Origin of the sequence: Parabacteroides sp. Y3-G-102 (genome assembly GCF_023656845.1) — a bacterium.
GTDB lineage: Bacteria > Bacteroidota > Bacteroidia > Bacteroidales > Tannerellaceae > Parabacteroides > Parabacteroides distasonis.
The window spans coordinates 55,347-72,698 of record NZ_JAMOKU010000022.1; the positions used below are offsets into that span (position 1 = coordinate 55,347).

The following is a 17,352-nucleotide window of genomic DNA, read 5'->3' on the forward strand; positions in this document are numbered from 1 at the left end:
TATATGCGATTCTCTGGTAGTTAAGCCCTGACGAATAGAATGTGTATGAAGGAAAATACTTGCAGTTTGCCTTCTTTTTATCAATATCCGCCGAATTATTATATCTCTTGTTTCAGAAAACTAATAAATGCCTCCTGAATGATATTTGAAAATCAGTCGACTTTTTTGCCGTTCTAGAGCGCAAAGGCTCTATATAGTCTCGTTTTTCAGTGTACAAAAGATTGAGATTAGGAGTAGACCCCAGCTAAATTAGAGCAAGTGCCGGATAATCCGAACTAGATGCCGGGTAGATGTCGGTTATCTGCCGGGAAATAGAAATTATAAGCCGACTAAATACATACAAGTTCAGGATATATCCTAAAAAATGTGCTATTTTGGGTACTAAAGTTCCATAATATTGGTTTAAACGTAACTGTTTTGAAAAAGTATGTGTTTAAAATATGTTTAGAAAGTAAACATTATGATAGTGTTTCGGTAATTTTTTTTGCATTCAGATAGTATGAGTTACATTTGTCAATTCATTTCAAATATTATTTAAAAACAGAGAGATATGGATGAGAAAGGATTCGTGGAAGGGGTGAGAAGGTATATGTCCCAGTTACGAGAGGAAAAGCGTTATTCCTCCGCCAAAAGTTATCAGGATGCGTTGAACTCCTTTATAAAGTATAGTGGAACAGAGAACATTTCCTATTCGGATATCAATAAGGCCAATCTTCACCGATATGAGGCTTATTTGCTGGAGAAAGGCTGCATGTGCAACACGGTTTCCACTTATATGCGTCGTATCCGTTGCGTCTATAACAAGGCGATCGAAGATGGTGATGCGGAATATATCCCTGGTTTGTTCCAAGGAGTTTTTACGGGAGTGGAGAGTAAGCGCAAGAAATCCCTTTCTTTAGAAAACCAACATAAGTTGATGACGGTGAAGGTAGAGAATGAGGTGCTAAGGGAGACACAACTGGTCGTTTGTCTGTTGTTTCAGTATGCAGGAATGTCGTTCGTGGACTTCGCCCACCTAAAAGAAAGGAATATCAAAAACGGGATATTGGACTATAATCGGCAGAAGACAGGCACACCGATGAGACTGGAAATTTTGGATACGGCAGAATTGATGCGCAAGGAATTAATGGGTGACAAGAGGCCGGCCTCAGGCTATTTATTTCCTTTTTTGAGTGGAACGAAGACGGGCTATGAGGCATATCTCGAATACAATGCGGCCCTATCCCGGTTCAATCGAAATTTGAAGGCGTTGAAAAAGGCCGCTGGAATAGCATCGGATGTTACTTCTTATACGATCCGCCATTCCTTCGCCATGGCATTGAAAGAGCAAAATGTCCCTATAGAAATGATCAGTGAATTATTGGGGCATAAGTCCATCAAGACCACCCAGATTTATCTGAGAAGTTTCTCTTTGGAAAAAATGACAGAGGTGAATAGCACTTGCTTTGGTTGTGTCTATAATTATGTGTCGAAAGTGGGATGAGGCTACTTAGTGAGTAGCGTTTGTTTCACGCCGCAAATGTAGTAAAAAATAACAAAAAACAAGCAATCATTAGGGTTTGTTTGTGTTTCCAGTTGGATTCTCGTTAAATATTCGTTCTTATTTCTGATGTATAGACATGGCAATAGAGACGAAATGGCCTCGTATTTCCGAAATCATCACGTCCCCCCCTAAAATCGAACATACATTCTTGTAGAGATGGGTATACCCCGTCTCATCCCCTCTAAAAGATGTTTTAGATTACTGTCAGACGGTGGGAGATGGAGCATGCTCCGTCTCTACAACTGGGTAATAACCATTCTCCCACCTTTTGCGCTACTCACTAAGTAGCCTAATTTCTCACATGGCGAAAAAGGGTTATGGTGCATATATCAAACTATCTCTTTTAAGCAATCAACGAGATGCGAGCGAATGTTGTAAAAACGGTTGTAAATTCGGTACCTCATGAGGGTATCGACGCCGTAGGCGTTGAAAGAACCATTCCTGAAAACCCGTTACGGCGAAAATCTGATCAGAAACATTGGTACATCGCTATCGTCAACAACAAGTCCGAGAAACTATGCCGTGACAAGCTGGAAAAGCGCATAGCCAGTCAGCCGGAAGGCGAGAAGGACTATGAGGTTTATATAGCCTCCCAAAAAGAGATGTGTCTCCTGCCAAGCGGCAAGCGTAAGCAAGTAGACCGGATCGTCTTCCGTTCCATTGTATTCATCCGTTGCACCGATGTCTTGCGTAGGAAGGAGATCGTGCATCTTCCTTATATCAAACGTTTCATGGTAAACATAGCTGGCGAACGGTCTGGAGGCATACGCCCCGTAGCCTTCATTCCGGATGAGCAGATGGTGAAACTCCGTAGGATGCTAGACGATTCCGAAGAGCCTGTCATTATCGATCCCCGTCCGCTGCCTCTTGGAGCGAGGGTACGCATTAACGGCGGTAAGTTGCATGGTCTAGAAGGTAACGTGCTGGAAGTGGAGGATGGCAATCTTAACTTTGTGATCCGTGTAGATCTACTGGGATGTGCCAAAGTAAATATCACCCGTGACCTGCTAGAGCTATTATGATACACATAGATGGATACGCACTATGGTAAAAAAGAGGATAGATCCGGAGTACGCCTTATCTCGTTGTTAGGAAACCATTTGAAAGAGATTCTTAAGCGAGAGTCGGATAATCGTGCCTTCATCCATCTTTACTGTACGGGTCCGTATTGGGTGGCGTTCGAGAAATCAGCTTACCTGTTACGCCAAATATCTTCCCGTACCTTAGTGACCCCGTTAAGCCTCACCACGTACCCGTTTCCAATCGTGATGGTCTCTTGGACAGATGGCGAGTTACGTTCCTATACACGTAACCACCTTTTCCATCGCGAAGGCAATGACTACGGTCGGTTATCCGTCCCTACTCGTACGCTTGACGGTTACAAGGAGTGGCATAAGGAAGAGGTGAGGTATTTTCCGATGCAGGAAGTAAAAAACACGTCCATGGATCGTGACATGGAGATTGATTAAAGATACTTCTGAGGTTCAAGAGAGCCTCCAATCAAGAATATATTATCGCTAGGTCGCAATTAGAAAATGAGAATTAGGCGGCCGATATCGATCAAGAGGTCAGCTATCTCTAGTAGCGAGGAGAGTCCCTTTTTCTTTAACCGATAGACTAGACTCTTGCTTTAGCTTATACCACTCCAACCACTTGAGAGGTTCGGTCGCTTATTATTATAGTTAGATAGATATGAATAAAACAAATATGGAAAAGGTGAAATATCGTTATAATCGCTGGCGTTTAGCGCTGGGGCGTCTGGTAAATTTGCGGTATATCAACCGCTGGATCATTTTTTGTGCGGATCTTTTCATTTCCCTATGTGTATCTTTGATAGGAGTGCTGGGATTATTGTCCATCATGCATGTATACATAAGCGGGATTAGTGTATTAAAGGTAGGAATAGCTTCCTTTGTGGCCAGTATCCTTTCTTTTCTTACGTTCAAGGTTTATCACGGGGTGATCCGTCATTCCACGCTACGTGGACTATGGAGGATTGGTGGTGTCGCCATCACAAAATCCATCCTCATGTTCATACTGCTTCATCTTTTGAGGGCGGATTTCAATTCCTCTATATATTGGGTGGGAGGGATAACCGATTGTATGTTGACGATTGTTCTGCTGATCACCTTACGTGTATTCGTGATTAATGTATATAATAGCGTGTTGTCCCAACTTGGAAAAAAGCGCAAGCGTGTACTGGTGTTCGGTATGGATGAGGATAGCGTGATGATAGCCACATCACCCAACCGGCAAGTATTCATGCAAAATTATAGCATCATCGGCTTCTTGACGTTTGGTAGCGTTAAAAAGAACCTTCGCATAGCGGAACTTCCCGTTTACCAGATCGAGGACATTGATGACTTGTTGCGTCTGATCCCCAGAAATAACTTGGATGGTATCCTTTTCCCGAATATAAAGACCGTCCGACGAGAACGTGATCGTTTGATTCATTATTGCGAGCAGGCCTCCTTGAAGCCTCTCGTGGTTCCTGATATGGAGGAGGTCCATGAGGGCGGAATGAAGCGTTCAGTCCGTGAGATCCGTATTGAGGACTTGCTGGGTCGTGAGGAGATCAGTATAAATCTGGGCGAAATCGGTCTCTTATTGAAAGATAAGACGATCCTTGTTACGGGAGCGGCCGGTAGCATTGGTAGCGAGATCTGCCGCCAGCTGGCGCATTTCCCGATCAAGAAACTGATCTGCCTTGATGCCGCCGAGACTCCGATGCATGACTTACGCCTGGAATTGGAGGAGAAGTATAAGGAACTGGATTTTGTACCTATCATAGGCGATGTCCGGAATCCGGACCGTGTAGATTACGTATTCCGCAATTGGCATCCCCAGGTAGTATTCCATGCGGCAGCTTATAAGCACGTCCCCTTGATGGAAGAGAACCCTTGCGAGGCTGTTCGTACCAACGTGTTTGGTACCCGAGTGATAGCGGATGCCGCCGTAAGCTATGGTGTAGAGAAATTCGTGATGATCAGTACGGATAAGGCCGTTAATCCAACGAATATCATGGGATGTAGCAAGCGCCTCGCTGAGATATATGTGCAGAGCTTGAGTGTGGCGATCAGTAAGGGGGCTCTAGCGGGAAACACTAAGTTTATCACGACCCGTTTCGGTAATGTATTAGGAAGTAATGGCTCCGTGATACCTCGTTTTCGCGATCAGATCGCCAAAGGAGGCCCAGTTACGGTAACCCATCCCGATATCATCCGCTACTTCATGACAATCCCCGAAGCCTGCCGTTTGGTGTTGGAAGCCGGTACGATGGGCAAGGGCGGCGAGATATTCATCTTTGATATGGGTGAGCCGGTCAAGATCGCTGACTTAGCGAAGCGTATGATCGAGCTTTCTGGTTTGCAGGTGGATAAAGACATAGAGATTAAATACACAGGTCTTCGTCCCGGTGAGAAATTATATGAGGAACTATTGAGCAACAAGGAGAATACGAAGGAAACCCCTCATGAGAAGATTCGTGTGGCAGCAGTCCGGGAGTATGCCTACAAGGATGTGGTAGAGCACATTGATCTATTAGCTGAATTATCCCTTCATGTACATATTCTTCCTATGGTGAGAGAGATGAAATCCTTCGTCCCCGAGTTCAAGAGCCAAAACTCTCAATTCACGAGATTGGACGGAGTGAATTAGCAATTTAGTTAGTAGATTATAAATCTGAATTATAAATGATTATCGCAGTAGATTTTGACGGAACAATCGTTGAGCATAAATATCCGGCGATAGGGAAGGAGATCCCTTTCGCTTTCGAGACATTGAGAAAGTTACAAACAGAACACCACAAGCTGATCTTATGGAGCGTGCGCGAGGGCAAGCTTTTGGATGAGGCTGTCACCTTTTGCCGAGAGCGGGGCTTGGAGTTTTACGCCGTGAACCGAGATTATCCGGAAGAAGAGAAAAACCTGAACAACCATTTCTCCCGTAAGCTGAAGGCCGATATTTTTATTGATGACCGTAATCTTGGTGGTCTCCCGGACTGGGGTATGATTTACGAGATGGTGAGTAAAAGACTTTCCTATGAGGATTTAATGCGGAAATACGAGTCGGAATACGAACCGGAGAAACCGAAAGGCCTTTTCTCTCGTTTGTTTCGCTAAATCCATATCATTCTGTGTTCAATGAAATAAAAAAAGAAAACAAAATAATATGAAAATCAAAAGATTACTACTTTTATTAGCTCTACCTCTATTGGTAGCGAGTTGTACTTCTTACAAGAACGTACCATACCTCCAAAACCCAGAGGCAGTGAACGATTTTGAGGAGACCCTTCCGTTGTATGACGCCAAGATCATGCCAAAAGACTTGTTGAGCATCACGGTCAATACGACAGACCCGAAGGCTGCGACTCCATTCAACTTGACGGTACAGACTCCAATCAATGCGGCTTTGACAAATATCAGTACGACCACGCAACCGACCATGCAGCAATACTTGGTGAATAATAAAGGAGAGATCGATTTCCCTGTTATCGGTCGCTTGGAAGTGGGTGGTCTCACCAAGAACGAGGCGGAGGACTTGATTCGTGAGCGTTTGAAACCTTATTTGAAGGAATCCCCGATCGTTACGGTCCGTATGTCTAATTACAAGATCTCCGTGTTGGGTGAGGTGGCCCGTCCGGGTAGCTTCACGATCGGCAACGAGAAGGTGAACGTTCTGGAGGCTTTGGCGATGGCAGGTGATATGACGATTTACGGTGTCCGTGATAACGTCAAGCTGATCCGTGAGGACGTGAACGGTAAGCGTGAGATCATTAACTTGAATTTGAATAATGCCGAAGTCGTGACTTCCCCGTATTATTACCTGAAGCAAAACGATATTATTTACGTGACCCCGAACAAGACGAAGGCTAAGAACTCCGATATCGGTAACAGCACGACCCTTTGGGTAAGCTCACTCTCGATTCTGGTATCTATTGCCGGCCTGTTGGTAAACATACTTAAGTAATTGAAAATTGAGAATTGAAAATTAAGAGAGATGATAGACGAACGGATAAATAATAACACTGGGATAGAGAACGAGGAACAAGAGATTGATTTGGTCGCTCTTTTATTTAAATACCTTTTTTATTGGCGTTGGTTTGTGGCTAGTATATTGATATGTTGCATCGCCACTTACCTGTTTCTTCGTTATCAAACGCCTGTATATAACATTTCCAGTTCCGTGTTGATAAAGGAGGAGGATAAGCGAAGCGGTTCGGGCAACAATCCGTTGGCGGCCATTCAAGACTTGGGAATGTTTTCCATGACAAATAATTTTGATAACGAGGTGGAGATATTGAAATCCCGTACATTGATAAAAAAAGTCGTGAACGACCTGAATTTATATGTTCGTGTAGCGGAAAAGCGAGCGTTCGGTTATGCGATGCCTCTTTATAAGAATAGTCCGGTGCGGATTTATATGACACCAGAAGAGGCCGATAAATTGGAGGAGCCGATTAAGCTGGATCTTACATTTACAAAAACAGGAAAATTGTCTGTTAAGGCTGAATATGTGCAAGATAAGGAAGAGCAAGAGATAGAACAGGCATTTGATCAATTGCCGGCGGTGTTACCAACACCTGTGGGTGTTTTAAGCTTTACGCAAGGCGATACCTTGTATATGGAAGAAGAGGAAATCGCTTTACGTGTTACCATAAATACGCCGACGGAGACCGCCGAGGATTATATGAAAGACTTGAGCGTGACCGCCTCTTCCCAGACCACGACGATAGCGAAGATCAGCGTGAACAATACAGTAAAGGAGCGAGGCGTGGATTTCGTGAATCGTTTGGTTGCGTTCTATAATCAAGATGCGAACGATGAGAAGAATGAGGTAGCTCAGAAAACCGCTGAGTTCATAGAGGAGCGTATCGGTATAATTAACCATGAGTTGGGTACGGCGGAGAGCGAGTTGGCGGATTTCAAGCAACGATCCGGTCTGACGGATTTGACAAGTGATGCCCGTCTAGCCTTACAAGAGAGTTCCAAGTATGAGCAGCAACGTACGGAGAACGCTACACAGATCAGCTTGGTTCAATTTCTGCGTACCTATATCAACGATCCGGTCAACAAGGAAGAGGTAATTCCTGCAAACGTAGGGTTACAGGATCAAAACCTCACTAGGGTGATTGAACAATATAACACGATGATCATCGAGCGTAAACGTTTATTACGTACCTCTTCGGAAAATAACCCGGCGGTGATAAACATGAACACCGGCGTTGAGGCGATGAGACGCAATGTCGAGACAACCGTGAATAGTGTCTTGCGAGGACTACAAATCGCCCAGAAAGATATTGAGCGTCAGGCTAGTAAATTTGAGAGCCGGATTAGTGATGCTCCAAAGCAAGAGAAAGAGTTCATGACTATTTCTCGCCAGCAAGAAATCAAGGCGACTTTATATATCATGCTGTTGCAGAAGCGGGAGGAAAATGCGATCACATTGGCAGCCACGGCTAATAATGGTCGTATTGTAGAGGAACCATTACCCGGGAAGGATCCTGTGGCTCCCAAGAAGCTCGTGTTTTTATTGGCTGCGTTTGTGGTGGGCCTGTTTATTCCGGTGGGAATCATCTTTGTCGTGGAATTATTGAAATATAAGATCGAGAATCGTGGCGATGTGGAGCAATTGACGAATGTTCCGATTTTGGGCGAGTTACCTTTGTGTGGTCATAAATCCTCCGATAAGGGAGCGATCGTGGTGCGCGAGAATAAGAACGACATGATGGAGGAGACCTTCCGAGGTTTGCGGACCAATCTGCTCTTTATGCTCCGGAAAGATCAAAAGGTCATACTTTTCTCTTCTACGCAGCCCGGAGAAGGTAAGTCTTTCGTGACTGGAAATCTCGCTGTCAGCTTGGCTTATTTGGGAAAGAAGGTGGTAGTGGTTGGTATGGATATCCGTAAGCCGGGCTTGAATAAGGTCTTCGATTTATCGAAAAGGCAGGAAGGAATATCTAATTATCTGATGGATCCGGAGGATAAGGATCTTTTTGATCTTGTGCAGCCTTCCGGCATCAGTCCGAACCTGGATATCCTTTTAGGAGGAACGATTCCCCCGAACCCGACGGAACTGGTAGCCCGTGATACCTTGGAGAAGGCGATAGAGCAATTGAAATCCCGTTATGACTACGTGTTGCTGGATACAGCCCCGATCGGTATGGTAACTGATACGGCCATAATAAGCCGTGTGGCCGACATGTGTGTTTATGTCTGCCGTGCGGACGTGACCCCGAAAGCCGCTTTCTGTTACATTAATGTTCTTAGGGACGAGCATAAATTTGACAAGTTGGCGGTAGTGATCAATGGAATCGACCTAAGTAAACGCAAGAACACCTATGGCTACGGTTATGGTAAGAAATACGGTTATGGCTATGGTAAACATTATGGTTATGGATACGGCTATGGGTATGGTTTTGAGGCGGAGAATAAGAAAAAGAAATAATAAGGAAATTTATAAAGAGTCATGAGACACGTATTATTTAGTCCCCCTGATATAACAGAGGCAGAGATCAGTGAAGTTGTTGATGCTTTGAAGTCCGGTTGGATAACTACCGGACCTAAAACTAAAAAATTAGAACAGCTGGTAGCAGAACGTTGTCATACCTCAAAAGCTGTTTGTTTGAATTCAAATACGGCATGTGCTGAGATAACTTTGCGTATATTAGGTATAGGAATCGGTGATGAGGTTATTGTTCCAGCCTATACTTATACAGCTACCGCAAGTGTGGTAGAGCATGTGGGGGCAAGATTGGTCATGATAGATTGTGAGCATGGAAAGTTCACGATGGATTATGAGAAATTAGAAGCGGCGATAACCGAGAGAACAAAAGCTATAATCCCGGTGGATTTGTTTGGTATTCCTTGTGGCTATGATACGATTTTCGATATAGTAGAACGGAAAAAGAATTTATTCCATCCAAATGATAACCCGATTCAAAAAGCCTTGAATCGAGTGATTGTTATGGCTGATGGTGCTCATTCTTTTGGAGCCTCATATAAAAAATTCCCAATAGGTTCTGTCGCCGATTTTACGAATTTCTCATTTCATGCGGTGAAAAACCTAACAACAGCGGAAGGCGGTGCGGTTGTTTGGAGAGATATTGAAGGGATAGATAATGATGAGTTATATCACCAATATATGTTATTGAGTCTTCATGGTCAGAGTAAAGACGCTTTGGCAAAAACGAAGTTGGGAGCGTGGGAGTATGATATTATTGGGCCATGGTATAAATGTAATATGACAGATGTCTGTGCGGGCATAGGTCTAGGACAAATAAAAAGGTATGATGAGATTTTGTCCCGTCGAAAAGAAATTATAGACCGTTATAATAAAGGATTGAAGGGGCTACCTATTACGGTGGTAACGCATTATACTTCAGATATTGTCTCTTCTGGACATTTATATATTATAAATCTGAATGACAAAGATGCCGAACAACGGAACAAATTTATAGAGAAAATGGCCGGATTAGGAGTTGCGACCAATGTACATTATAAACCGCTTCCTATGCACACAGGCTATAAGAAATTGGGGTTCAAGATAGAGGACTATCCAAATGCTTATAAGCAATTTAAAAATGTTGTGACATTGCCGCTTCATACCTGCTTGTCTGATGAAGATGTGGATTATGTGATTGAGTGCATGAAGGAATGTTTAAAATGAGATAGGATATGACATTTGAAAGATTGTATCATATAGTTCGAATCTCTTTGCTGAGAAATGGGTTTTATTTTGAAATATGATTGGTATATTTTGTAGTTGAATTAAATTTTAAATATGTATGAACGATATGTAAAACGTGGAATAGATTTTATTCTTGCGTTGATAATTTTGCCATTTGTACTATTTGTAATAGTCATAATGACTCCATTTATTCTTATCTCAGATCCAGGTCCAATATTCTACAGTGGATTAAGAAGGGGACGTAATGGAATGCCTTTCAAAATGTATAAGTTCCGTTCAATGTATGTTAATTCTCCGGATGTAAGGAATCTCGATGGGTCTACATTCAATGGACATGATGATCCTAGAGTGACACCAATAGGTCGGTTTATGCGGAAGACTTCTATCGATGAGATTCCACAATTCTTGAATGTCCTGATTGGGGATATGAGTTTTGTTGGACCTAGGCCTACTTTAGCGACTAAATCATTTGAAGAAGTTGAAGTAGAAAGAAGAAAACGATATGATGTGAAACCTGGTATTACTGGATATGCTCAGGCTTATTTTAGAAATTCTATTTCTCAAGAAGATAAATTTAAATATGATCTGTACTATGTAGATCATGTTTCTTTTAAGTTAGACTTGAAGATTTTGTCGCAGACGATGATTTCTGTAATAAAACGAGAAAATATTTATGTTAAAAAGAAAAATAACGATAATCGATAAGATAAACAAGATCTATTTATAAGTGAAACGATTATTAATTATAGGAGCTTCAATATTGCAATTGCCAGCAATATTGAAAGCCAAAGAAATGGGATTGTATGTAGGAGTCGCTGATTTTAACCCACATGCGATTGGTGTATCTCATGCTGACGAATACTTCAATGTGAGTACAATTGATGAAGAGGGAGTGTATCGAGCCGGAAGAGAATTTAAAGCAGATGGTATTGTTACATTGGCCACAGACATGCCAATGCGGGCTGTGGCCTATGCTACTCATAAATTAGGTCTTGTTGGAATATCATACGATACGGCGATTAAGGCAACTGATAAGGGAGAAATGATCAAAGCTTTTGAAGTTGCAGGGGTAGAACATCCATGGTATTATATACTTCACACTCCAGAAGATTTGAAGAAGGTTGTTTCTGAAATTACGTATCCTTGTATCAGCAAACCTGTGGATAACGCGGGCAGTAGAGGTGTTGTTCTAATTGAAAGTTCAAAGGATTTGGAGAATGCAATTCAATATAGTTCTCTAAACGGACGAAATGGTGGTGTCATTATTGAGGAATATTTAAAAGGCAGTGAGGTCAGTGTTGAGGTTATGGTTGTTAATGAAGATGTTCATATATTGCAAGTTACAGATAAATTGACAACAGGAAGCCCCCATTTTGTTGAGATGGGACATAGCCAGCCTAGCTTATTAGACTATAAGGATATTAGGGCGATCAAAGATTTGGCAAAAAGAGCCGTGAGTTCTATCGGTATTAATCATGGCCCAGCTCATGTGGAAATAATGCTAACAGATCAAGGACCAAAAATGATTGAACTTGGAGCAAGGATGGGTGGAGACTGTATTACTACACATTTAGTGCCATTGTCTACGGGTATTGATATGGTGAAAGCTACTATACAAATAGCGTTGGGAGAATGCCCTTCTATTGCTCCGAGATTTGATAAAGGAGCGGCGATACGTTATATAGAAGAGACAAATGGTGTTATTGAGAATATTTCGGGAATTGATAAAGTGAATAGCATAAATGGTATTGAGCATGTCGTGTTGACTAAAGCCGTAGGTGATGTCGTTAATCGGATTAGCAGTAGTGTGGATCGTATCGGATATGTAATTTCTCAAGCGGATACAGCTCAAGCTGCTATTGATCTTTGCGAAAATGCGATGAAACATATTGTTATTACTACTAAATAATGATAAAAACATAAGTGTTGTTATGGAATTGAAAGGGAAACGTCTTTTATATATAGGTGGGAGTGCTTCAATAACTGATATTGCATTCTATACTAAGAGTCATGGTATAAAGTTGCTAGTTGCAGGGAAATCAATACCGCAAGATATACAAGCATTGACAGATGAACAATATATTATTGATGTTTGCGATAGGGAATGTCTGAAGAAAATAGTGCTAGAACATGCTGTTGATGGCATATTGGTTATAGGAAATGAGGACATTATAACAAGTGTGGTTGATGTGGCAGAGAATATAGGTCTTGATTTCTATGTAAATCGTAATCAATGGGTTGAATTACAGGATAAAAAGAATTTTAAGAGAAACTGTATAAAGTATGGTATTCCTATTGTAGAGACTTACGAGTTGTCAAATGATTCTGATTCAGTTCAAATACCCCGAAGTGCCTATCCGATTATTTTGAAACCAGCTGATAGTTGCGGGTCAAAAGGAATCTCAATATGTAATTCGGAAAAAGAATTGAAGCAATCAATTCAAAAAGCGAAATTATATTCAAGGACAAATCGGTTTTTATGTGAAAAATATATGGATTGCCCGGAGATTACCATTAAATATTTATTTGATCGTGGAAATATATATGTATGGGAAATAAATGATCGATTTGTTAATAGAGAGCAAAAGAATGTAGGAGCAATAGCGGATTGTACTATATATCCATCAAAACATGTGAAGCTATATTTTGAAACGTTGCATTCGAAGATGGTTGAAATGCTTAAAGATTTCAATATTTATAATGGAACTATGTTCATACAAGCATTTGTTGATGGAGAAATTATCCGGCCTTATGATCCAGGGATTAGGTTTTCAGGAGGATTATCGTATTTTATCACAAAGCATGTTTTTGATGTGAATCCATTGGAATTTATGATAAACACGTCACTTGTTGGACGGATGTATTTAGGAGATGAAAACCTTATCGAACGAATAAGCGTAGATATGAATGGCCGCTTTCTCGCCAATTATTCAATTTTAGCAAAGAAAGGAACTATTGCTGAAATCGAGGGTATGGATCGTGTAGCAAAAATACCTGAGGTGTTTAATACAATACAATTGCTTCATGTGGGAGATGAAGTAAATATGATAGGTACTTTGCAGCAGGTATTTGCAAGATTCCATATAGAAGCTAAGAGTAGAGAAGAGCTGAATCGGATTATAAATAAAGTATATAATGCAATTCAACTGAAAGGTATAGATGGGGAAAATATGAAACTCTGTCAAAAAATTAGTATATTATAAGTAAGTTTGAGCATGAAGAGATATACTGATATCTTAGTTGATTTTGTTGTTGCGCTTAAATATAAGGATTTACCGTCCTGTGTCATTGAACAGACAAAATTGTTTATAGCTGATTATTATGCAGCTAGTATAGCAGGATATAGAGTTAATAAGCAGTTCAATAAGGTGGTAATGTCCATTATAAAAGAAGATAGTGGAACAGAACAGGCATCAATATTATTTGAGAAGAAAAAATATCCAGTGGCTAATGCGGCTTTTATGAACGCAGTTTATGCGCATGGCGCAGATATGGATGATGGTAATCGGAAATCTGCGGGTCATATCGGAGCCCATGTGATATCTTCTGTTTTTGCGTTGGGTGAGAAGCTGGGGGTAACATGGAAGGATATTATTGTCGCAATAAATGTAGGATATGAATTTTTTAATAGGATAGCAGGTGCTGCACAGCCAGGACTTTATAACAGAGGTTTTCATTCAACGGGGATTGCAGGAGCAATGGCTTGTGGGGCTGCTTGTGCAAAACTAATGGGATTAGATCGATGTGGAGTTTATAATAGTGTGTCTTTAGCAGCGATTCAGTCTAGTGGTTTGATTATTATAGATGAGAGTGGGCAAAGGTGTAAGCCGATTAATCCTGCAAATGCGGCAAGGATAGGTGTTCTTTCTGCTTTAATGGCAGAGAAGGGATTATTGAGTTCACAAAATCCATTGGAGAGTAAAAAAGGGTGGTTTCATGCTTTTACGGATCATGTTGATGAAACTATCCTTTTGGGAGGTCTTGGCGTGGATTTTACAATTTGTGAAAGTTATTTGAAGCTGTATCCAACATGCCGTCATACACATTGTTGTATTGATAGTATTCTGAAAATACGGGAACGAATGGGGGATAAAAAAACTTTTTTGCCTGATATTATAGAGAAAATTGAAGTAAATATTTATCCAAGTGCGATTAAGTCGGCAGGAATAATTCGGAATCCACGTTCACAAGAAGAGGCGAAATTCTCAATTTATTATGCGATAGCTGTAGCATTCAACAATGGAGATTTCTCTATAGAGGATCTTCAGGTTGAAAGGATTGATTCTGTAATAAATGATTTGTTAGCGAAAATAGAATTAGTACCAGATCCTTTGATGGAAGATAGAGCGTGTGGGATCAGAGGTTCCCGAATAAAAGTTGTATTGTGTGATGGGGAAATTTTTGAGGAAACGATATTAATACCGAAAGGGGAAGGAATAGGATCGCTTGATTGGAATAATTTACGAGTTAAAATGTACGCATGTTCATATGGAGTTATCTCGGAAAAAATGTCTAATTTATTGATAAATAGGTGTATGGATATTGATGTTGATGAACCTTTCGGATCGATTATGTTGTTTTTCGATAAGGATTTGCGATTGTTGGGTTATAAAGATCAACAGGATTGTTAACGTGTAAAAGAATGCTGATATGTCTAAAGTCTCGATTATTATCCCTGTATATAATGCGGAAAAAACACTTTGTAGGTGTCTTGATAGTTTAGTTGTACAGACTTATGAAGATGTAGAGATAATTTTAGTAAATGATGGCTCTGTTGATAGTAGTCGGAATATTTGTGAAACATATAGAGATAAATATTCTCAGATTATATTGATTAATCAGGAGAATGCAGGACCTGCTACAGCTCGGAATGTCGGAATAGATAGTGCTAGTGGTAAATATATTTCTTTTGTGGATGCGGATGATTATGTTGAATGTGGTATGATTGAAGAAATGGTTAATGCGGCAGAAACTAATCATGCGGAAATGGTTATTTGTGGGTATGATCAAGAACATTCTGGCGTTATTGTAAAACATGAATATAAATATGATGCTGGATTATATGTAGGGGAAGGAGCAAGGAAAATAGCAATTGACTTAATAAGCGATGTGTCTGCTAAAAGGATACCTCCCTATTCTCCAGTGAGAATGATATTAAAAGATGTTTTGGAGAATCCTCAAATCCGATATGCAAAAGGAATGATACGAAGTGAAGATTATTACTTCTTTGTACAACTTCATTTTCGCATAAAGAGATTGTATTTACTGGGAGATAAACCTCTGTATCATTATATTGAAGTCAGCAATTCAGTAACTCATAGATATGTTCCAAAGTATTGGAGTTCAGTGAAAAAAATATACCATGGGTTGCTAGAAAAACTTCCAGAAGACGAGGGGATTAAGAGACGATTAGGAGTGATGCTTGTTCAGCGTTCTTTGATAGCTTTAAATAATGTGTCCCGAAAAAAGAGTAAGGATATGTTTAGAAAAGAGCTGTATGAAATAATTTTGGATGAAGATTTGAATTATGTCATTTTTAAGATGAATACTATCTCATATCTGAAATCTTATATTTGGCTAATGAGTAATCATGTGTATTTAATTATATATTGGAGATATTTGCTGAAATTTTATCGAAATAAAATATTTTTATAGTTAAAAGCGCATAGAAATGATGAAAGTAGATAGATTTAAATTTAATATTATATTTCGATTTAGTTTAGTGTTTTCCTTAATATCGATATATATTCTTGCGGTAAGAGACTATTCAGTTGTAATAATTCTTCCTTGCATGATGTTTTTATTAGGTATGTATTTTTCTATTAAAAATATTTATGATAATATTTTTTTATTTTCGTTTTTACTTTGTTTCTTTACTTTTCTATTAGGTGGACAGTTGTTCGATAAATTCTTAAATGTGTATGGCTATGATTTTTCAAAAGATATAGAATTACATGCTGATTTGGTTTTATTGATTGCGCTGACAGGATTGATGTTTGGATATTTATTGGCAGATAAAACAAAAGAAAATAAGCCTGTTTTTAGAGCAGTGGATTATAATAGTGCTTATTACGTGAACGTAAGAACTGTTAGTAAATATTTGTTTTTTGTGTCGTATGCATTGTGGATGCTTATCTTGTTAGATAATGTTCTTTATGTTATTCAATATGGATATATAAGTTACTATTTGTCATATTTGAGTAGAGTACCTGCTTTTATAAGAGTGTTTGGCTATATGGCTCCATCTGCATTCTTTTTGTATCTTGCAACAATGCCCACAAAAAGAGATGCTAAAATAGTTATTATAATGTACTCTTTTTACCTGTTATTGTCGTTAGGAACAGGGAGACGGATTTATTTTATGACTGGATTCTTGATCATATTTGCTTATATGATGCTACGAAATGTTGTTAATCCTGAAAGAAGGCCTTGGATTAGTAAAAAACAATTAATTTACATATGCGCATTACTACCAGTATTGTTAATGTTTATGTATTTTTTTGAATATGTCAGATCAGAACATGCTGTAGGTATAGCTTCAGAATATTCTCCTTTACTGGGTTTTTTTGTTCGCCAAGGAACCTCTATAAATGTTATCAAATATGCAGAATTATTTGAGGAAAGGCTAAATCCTGATGCCTATTATTCGTTATATAATACTTTAAAGTGGCTACAAGATAGTTGGATTGATTATCTATTGAATTTAAACTTAAACTTTGAATTTGGACGGCAATCGCTGGAAACCGCAATCTCTGGAACAAGTCTTGCGGATTTTGTGTCATATAATGCTAATCCAACAACCTATTTGACGGGTATGGGGTATGGTTCTTGTTATATAGAAGAATTATATGTTGATTTTGGCTATATCGGAGTTTTTTTAGGCAATGTTATATATGGTATTTTGTTGTGTGTTTTATTGAAAAATGCGGTGAATAAAGGGAATATATGGAAGATTGCGATTGGATTGTTTATGATAGATGCAATATTTAAAGCCCCAAGAGCGACGTTCGATGCTTTTTGGGGATCATTTTTGTATTTTAATTCTTGGGGACCATTTTTGCTGATCTTTATTTTTGTAAATGTTTACATGACAAAGAATAATAGATCTGTAAGATAACTTG

Annotated in this window: 14 protein-coding genes; all 14 read left to right on the forward strand. The window is 39.8% G+C overall.

Annotation, left to right across the window (positions count from 1 at the left end; all coding sequences use genetic code 11):
- The first annotated feature begins 550 nt into the window (after window positions 1-550).
- A complete protein-coding gene (locus NBH16_RS12535) occupies window positions 551-1,483 on the forward strand; it encodes a tyrosine-type recombinase/integrase (RefSeq protein WP_130882290.1) in 933 nt (310 codons plus the stop codon).
- 419 nt (window positions 1,484-1,902) lie between these two features.
- Window positions 1,903-2,565 carry a transcription termination/antitermination NusG family protein gene (locus NBH16_RS12540; protein ID WP_005865210.1) on the forward strand — a complete coding sequence of 221 codons (663 nt, stop codon included), beginning with the start codon at window positions 1,903-1,905 and terminating at the stop codon, window positions 2,563-2,565.
- 9 nt (window positions 2,566-2,574) lie between these two features.
- Window positions 2,575-3,012, forward strand: coding sequence for a hypothetical protein (locus NBH16_RS12545; RefSeq protein WP_008771646.1), 438 nt, complete (start codon window positions 2,575-2,577; stop codon window positions 3,010-3,012).
- Window positions 3,013-3,250: 238 nt separating this feature from the next.
- The gene (locus tag NBH16_RS12550; RefSeq protein ID WP_130882621.1) at window positions 3,251-5,200 is read left to right on the forward strand and encodes a polysaccharide biosynthesis protein; all 1,950 of its coding nucleotides are present in this window, start codon (window positions 3,251-3,253) and stop codon (window positions 5,198-5,200) included.
- Between the two features lie 35 nt (window positions 5,201-5,235).
- The gene (locus NBH16_RS12555; protein ID WP_005855481.1) at window positions 5,236-5,664 is read left to right on the forward strand and encodes a BT0820 family HAD-type phosphatase; all 429 of its coding nucleotides are present in this window, start codon (window positions 5,236-5,238) and stop codon (window positions 5,662-5,664) included.
- 49 nt (window positions 5,665-5,713) lie between these two features.
- Window positions 5,714-6,511: a polysaccharide biosynthesis/export family protein gene (locus NBH16_RS12560; protein ID WP_008780891.1), complete on the forward strand. Its 798-nt coding sequence runs from the start codon at window positions 5,714-5,716 to the stop codon at window positions 6,509-6,511.
- 30 nt (window positions 6,512-6,541) lie between these two features.
- Window positions 6,542-8,989, forward strand: a complete 2,448-nt coding sequence (locus tag NBH16_RS12565; protein WP_087346129.1) for a GumC family protein — start codon at window positions 6,542-6,544, stop codon at window positions 8,987-8,989.
- A 21-nt stretch (window positions 8,990-9,010) separates the two neighbouring features.
- Entirely contained in the window at window positions 9,011-10,210 is a 1,200-nt protein-coding gene (locus NBH16_RS12570; protein WP_130882289.1) for a DegT/DnrJ/EryC1/StrS family aminotransferase, read from the forward strand.
- A gap of 114 nt (window positions 10,211-10,324) precedes the next feature.
- Window positions 10,325-10,936: a sugar transferase gene (locus NBH16_RS12575; protein WP_005855498.1), complete on the forward strand. Its 612-nt coding sequence runs from the start codon at window positions 10,325-10,327 to the stop codon at window positions 10,934-10,936.
- A 22-nt stretch (window positions 10,937-10,958) separates the two neighbouring features.
- Window positions 10,959-12,140: an ATP-grasp domain-containing protein gene (locus NBH16_RS12580; protein ID WP_130882288.1), complete on the forward strand. Its 1,182-nt coding sequence runs from the start codon at window positions 10,959-10,961 to the stop codon at window positions 12,138-12,140.
- Window positions 12,141-12,162: 22 nt separating this feature from the next.
- Window positions 12,163-13,434 (forward strand): ATP-binding protein, encoded by a 1,272-nt coding sequence (locus NBH16_RS12585; protein ID WP_005855502.1) that lies wholly within the window; start codon window positions 12,163-12,165, stop codon window positions 13,432-13,434.
- A 12-nt stretch (window positions 13,435-13,446) separates the two neighbouring features.
- Entirely contained in the window at window positions 13,447-14,862 is a 1,416-nt protein-coding gene (locus NBH16_RS12590) for an MmgE/PrpD family protein (RefSeq protein WP_130882287.1), read from the forward strand.
- A gap of 19 nt (window positions 14,863-14,881) precedes the next feature.
- Window positions 14,882-15,886, forward strand: coding sequence for a glycosyltransferase family 2 protein (locus NBH16_RS12595; protein WP_087346120.1), 1,005 nt, complete (start codon window positions 14,882-14,884; stop codon window positions 15,884-15,886).
- Window positions 15,887-15,902: 16 nt separating this feature from the next.
- A complete protein-coding gene (locus NBH16_RS12600) occupies window positions 15,903-17,348 on the forward strand; it encodes an O-antigen polysaccharide polymerase Wzy family protein (protein ID WP_130882286.1) in 1,446 nt (481 codons plus the stop codon).
- Window positions 17,349-17,352: the final 4 nt, after the last annotated feature.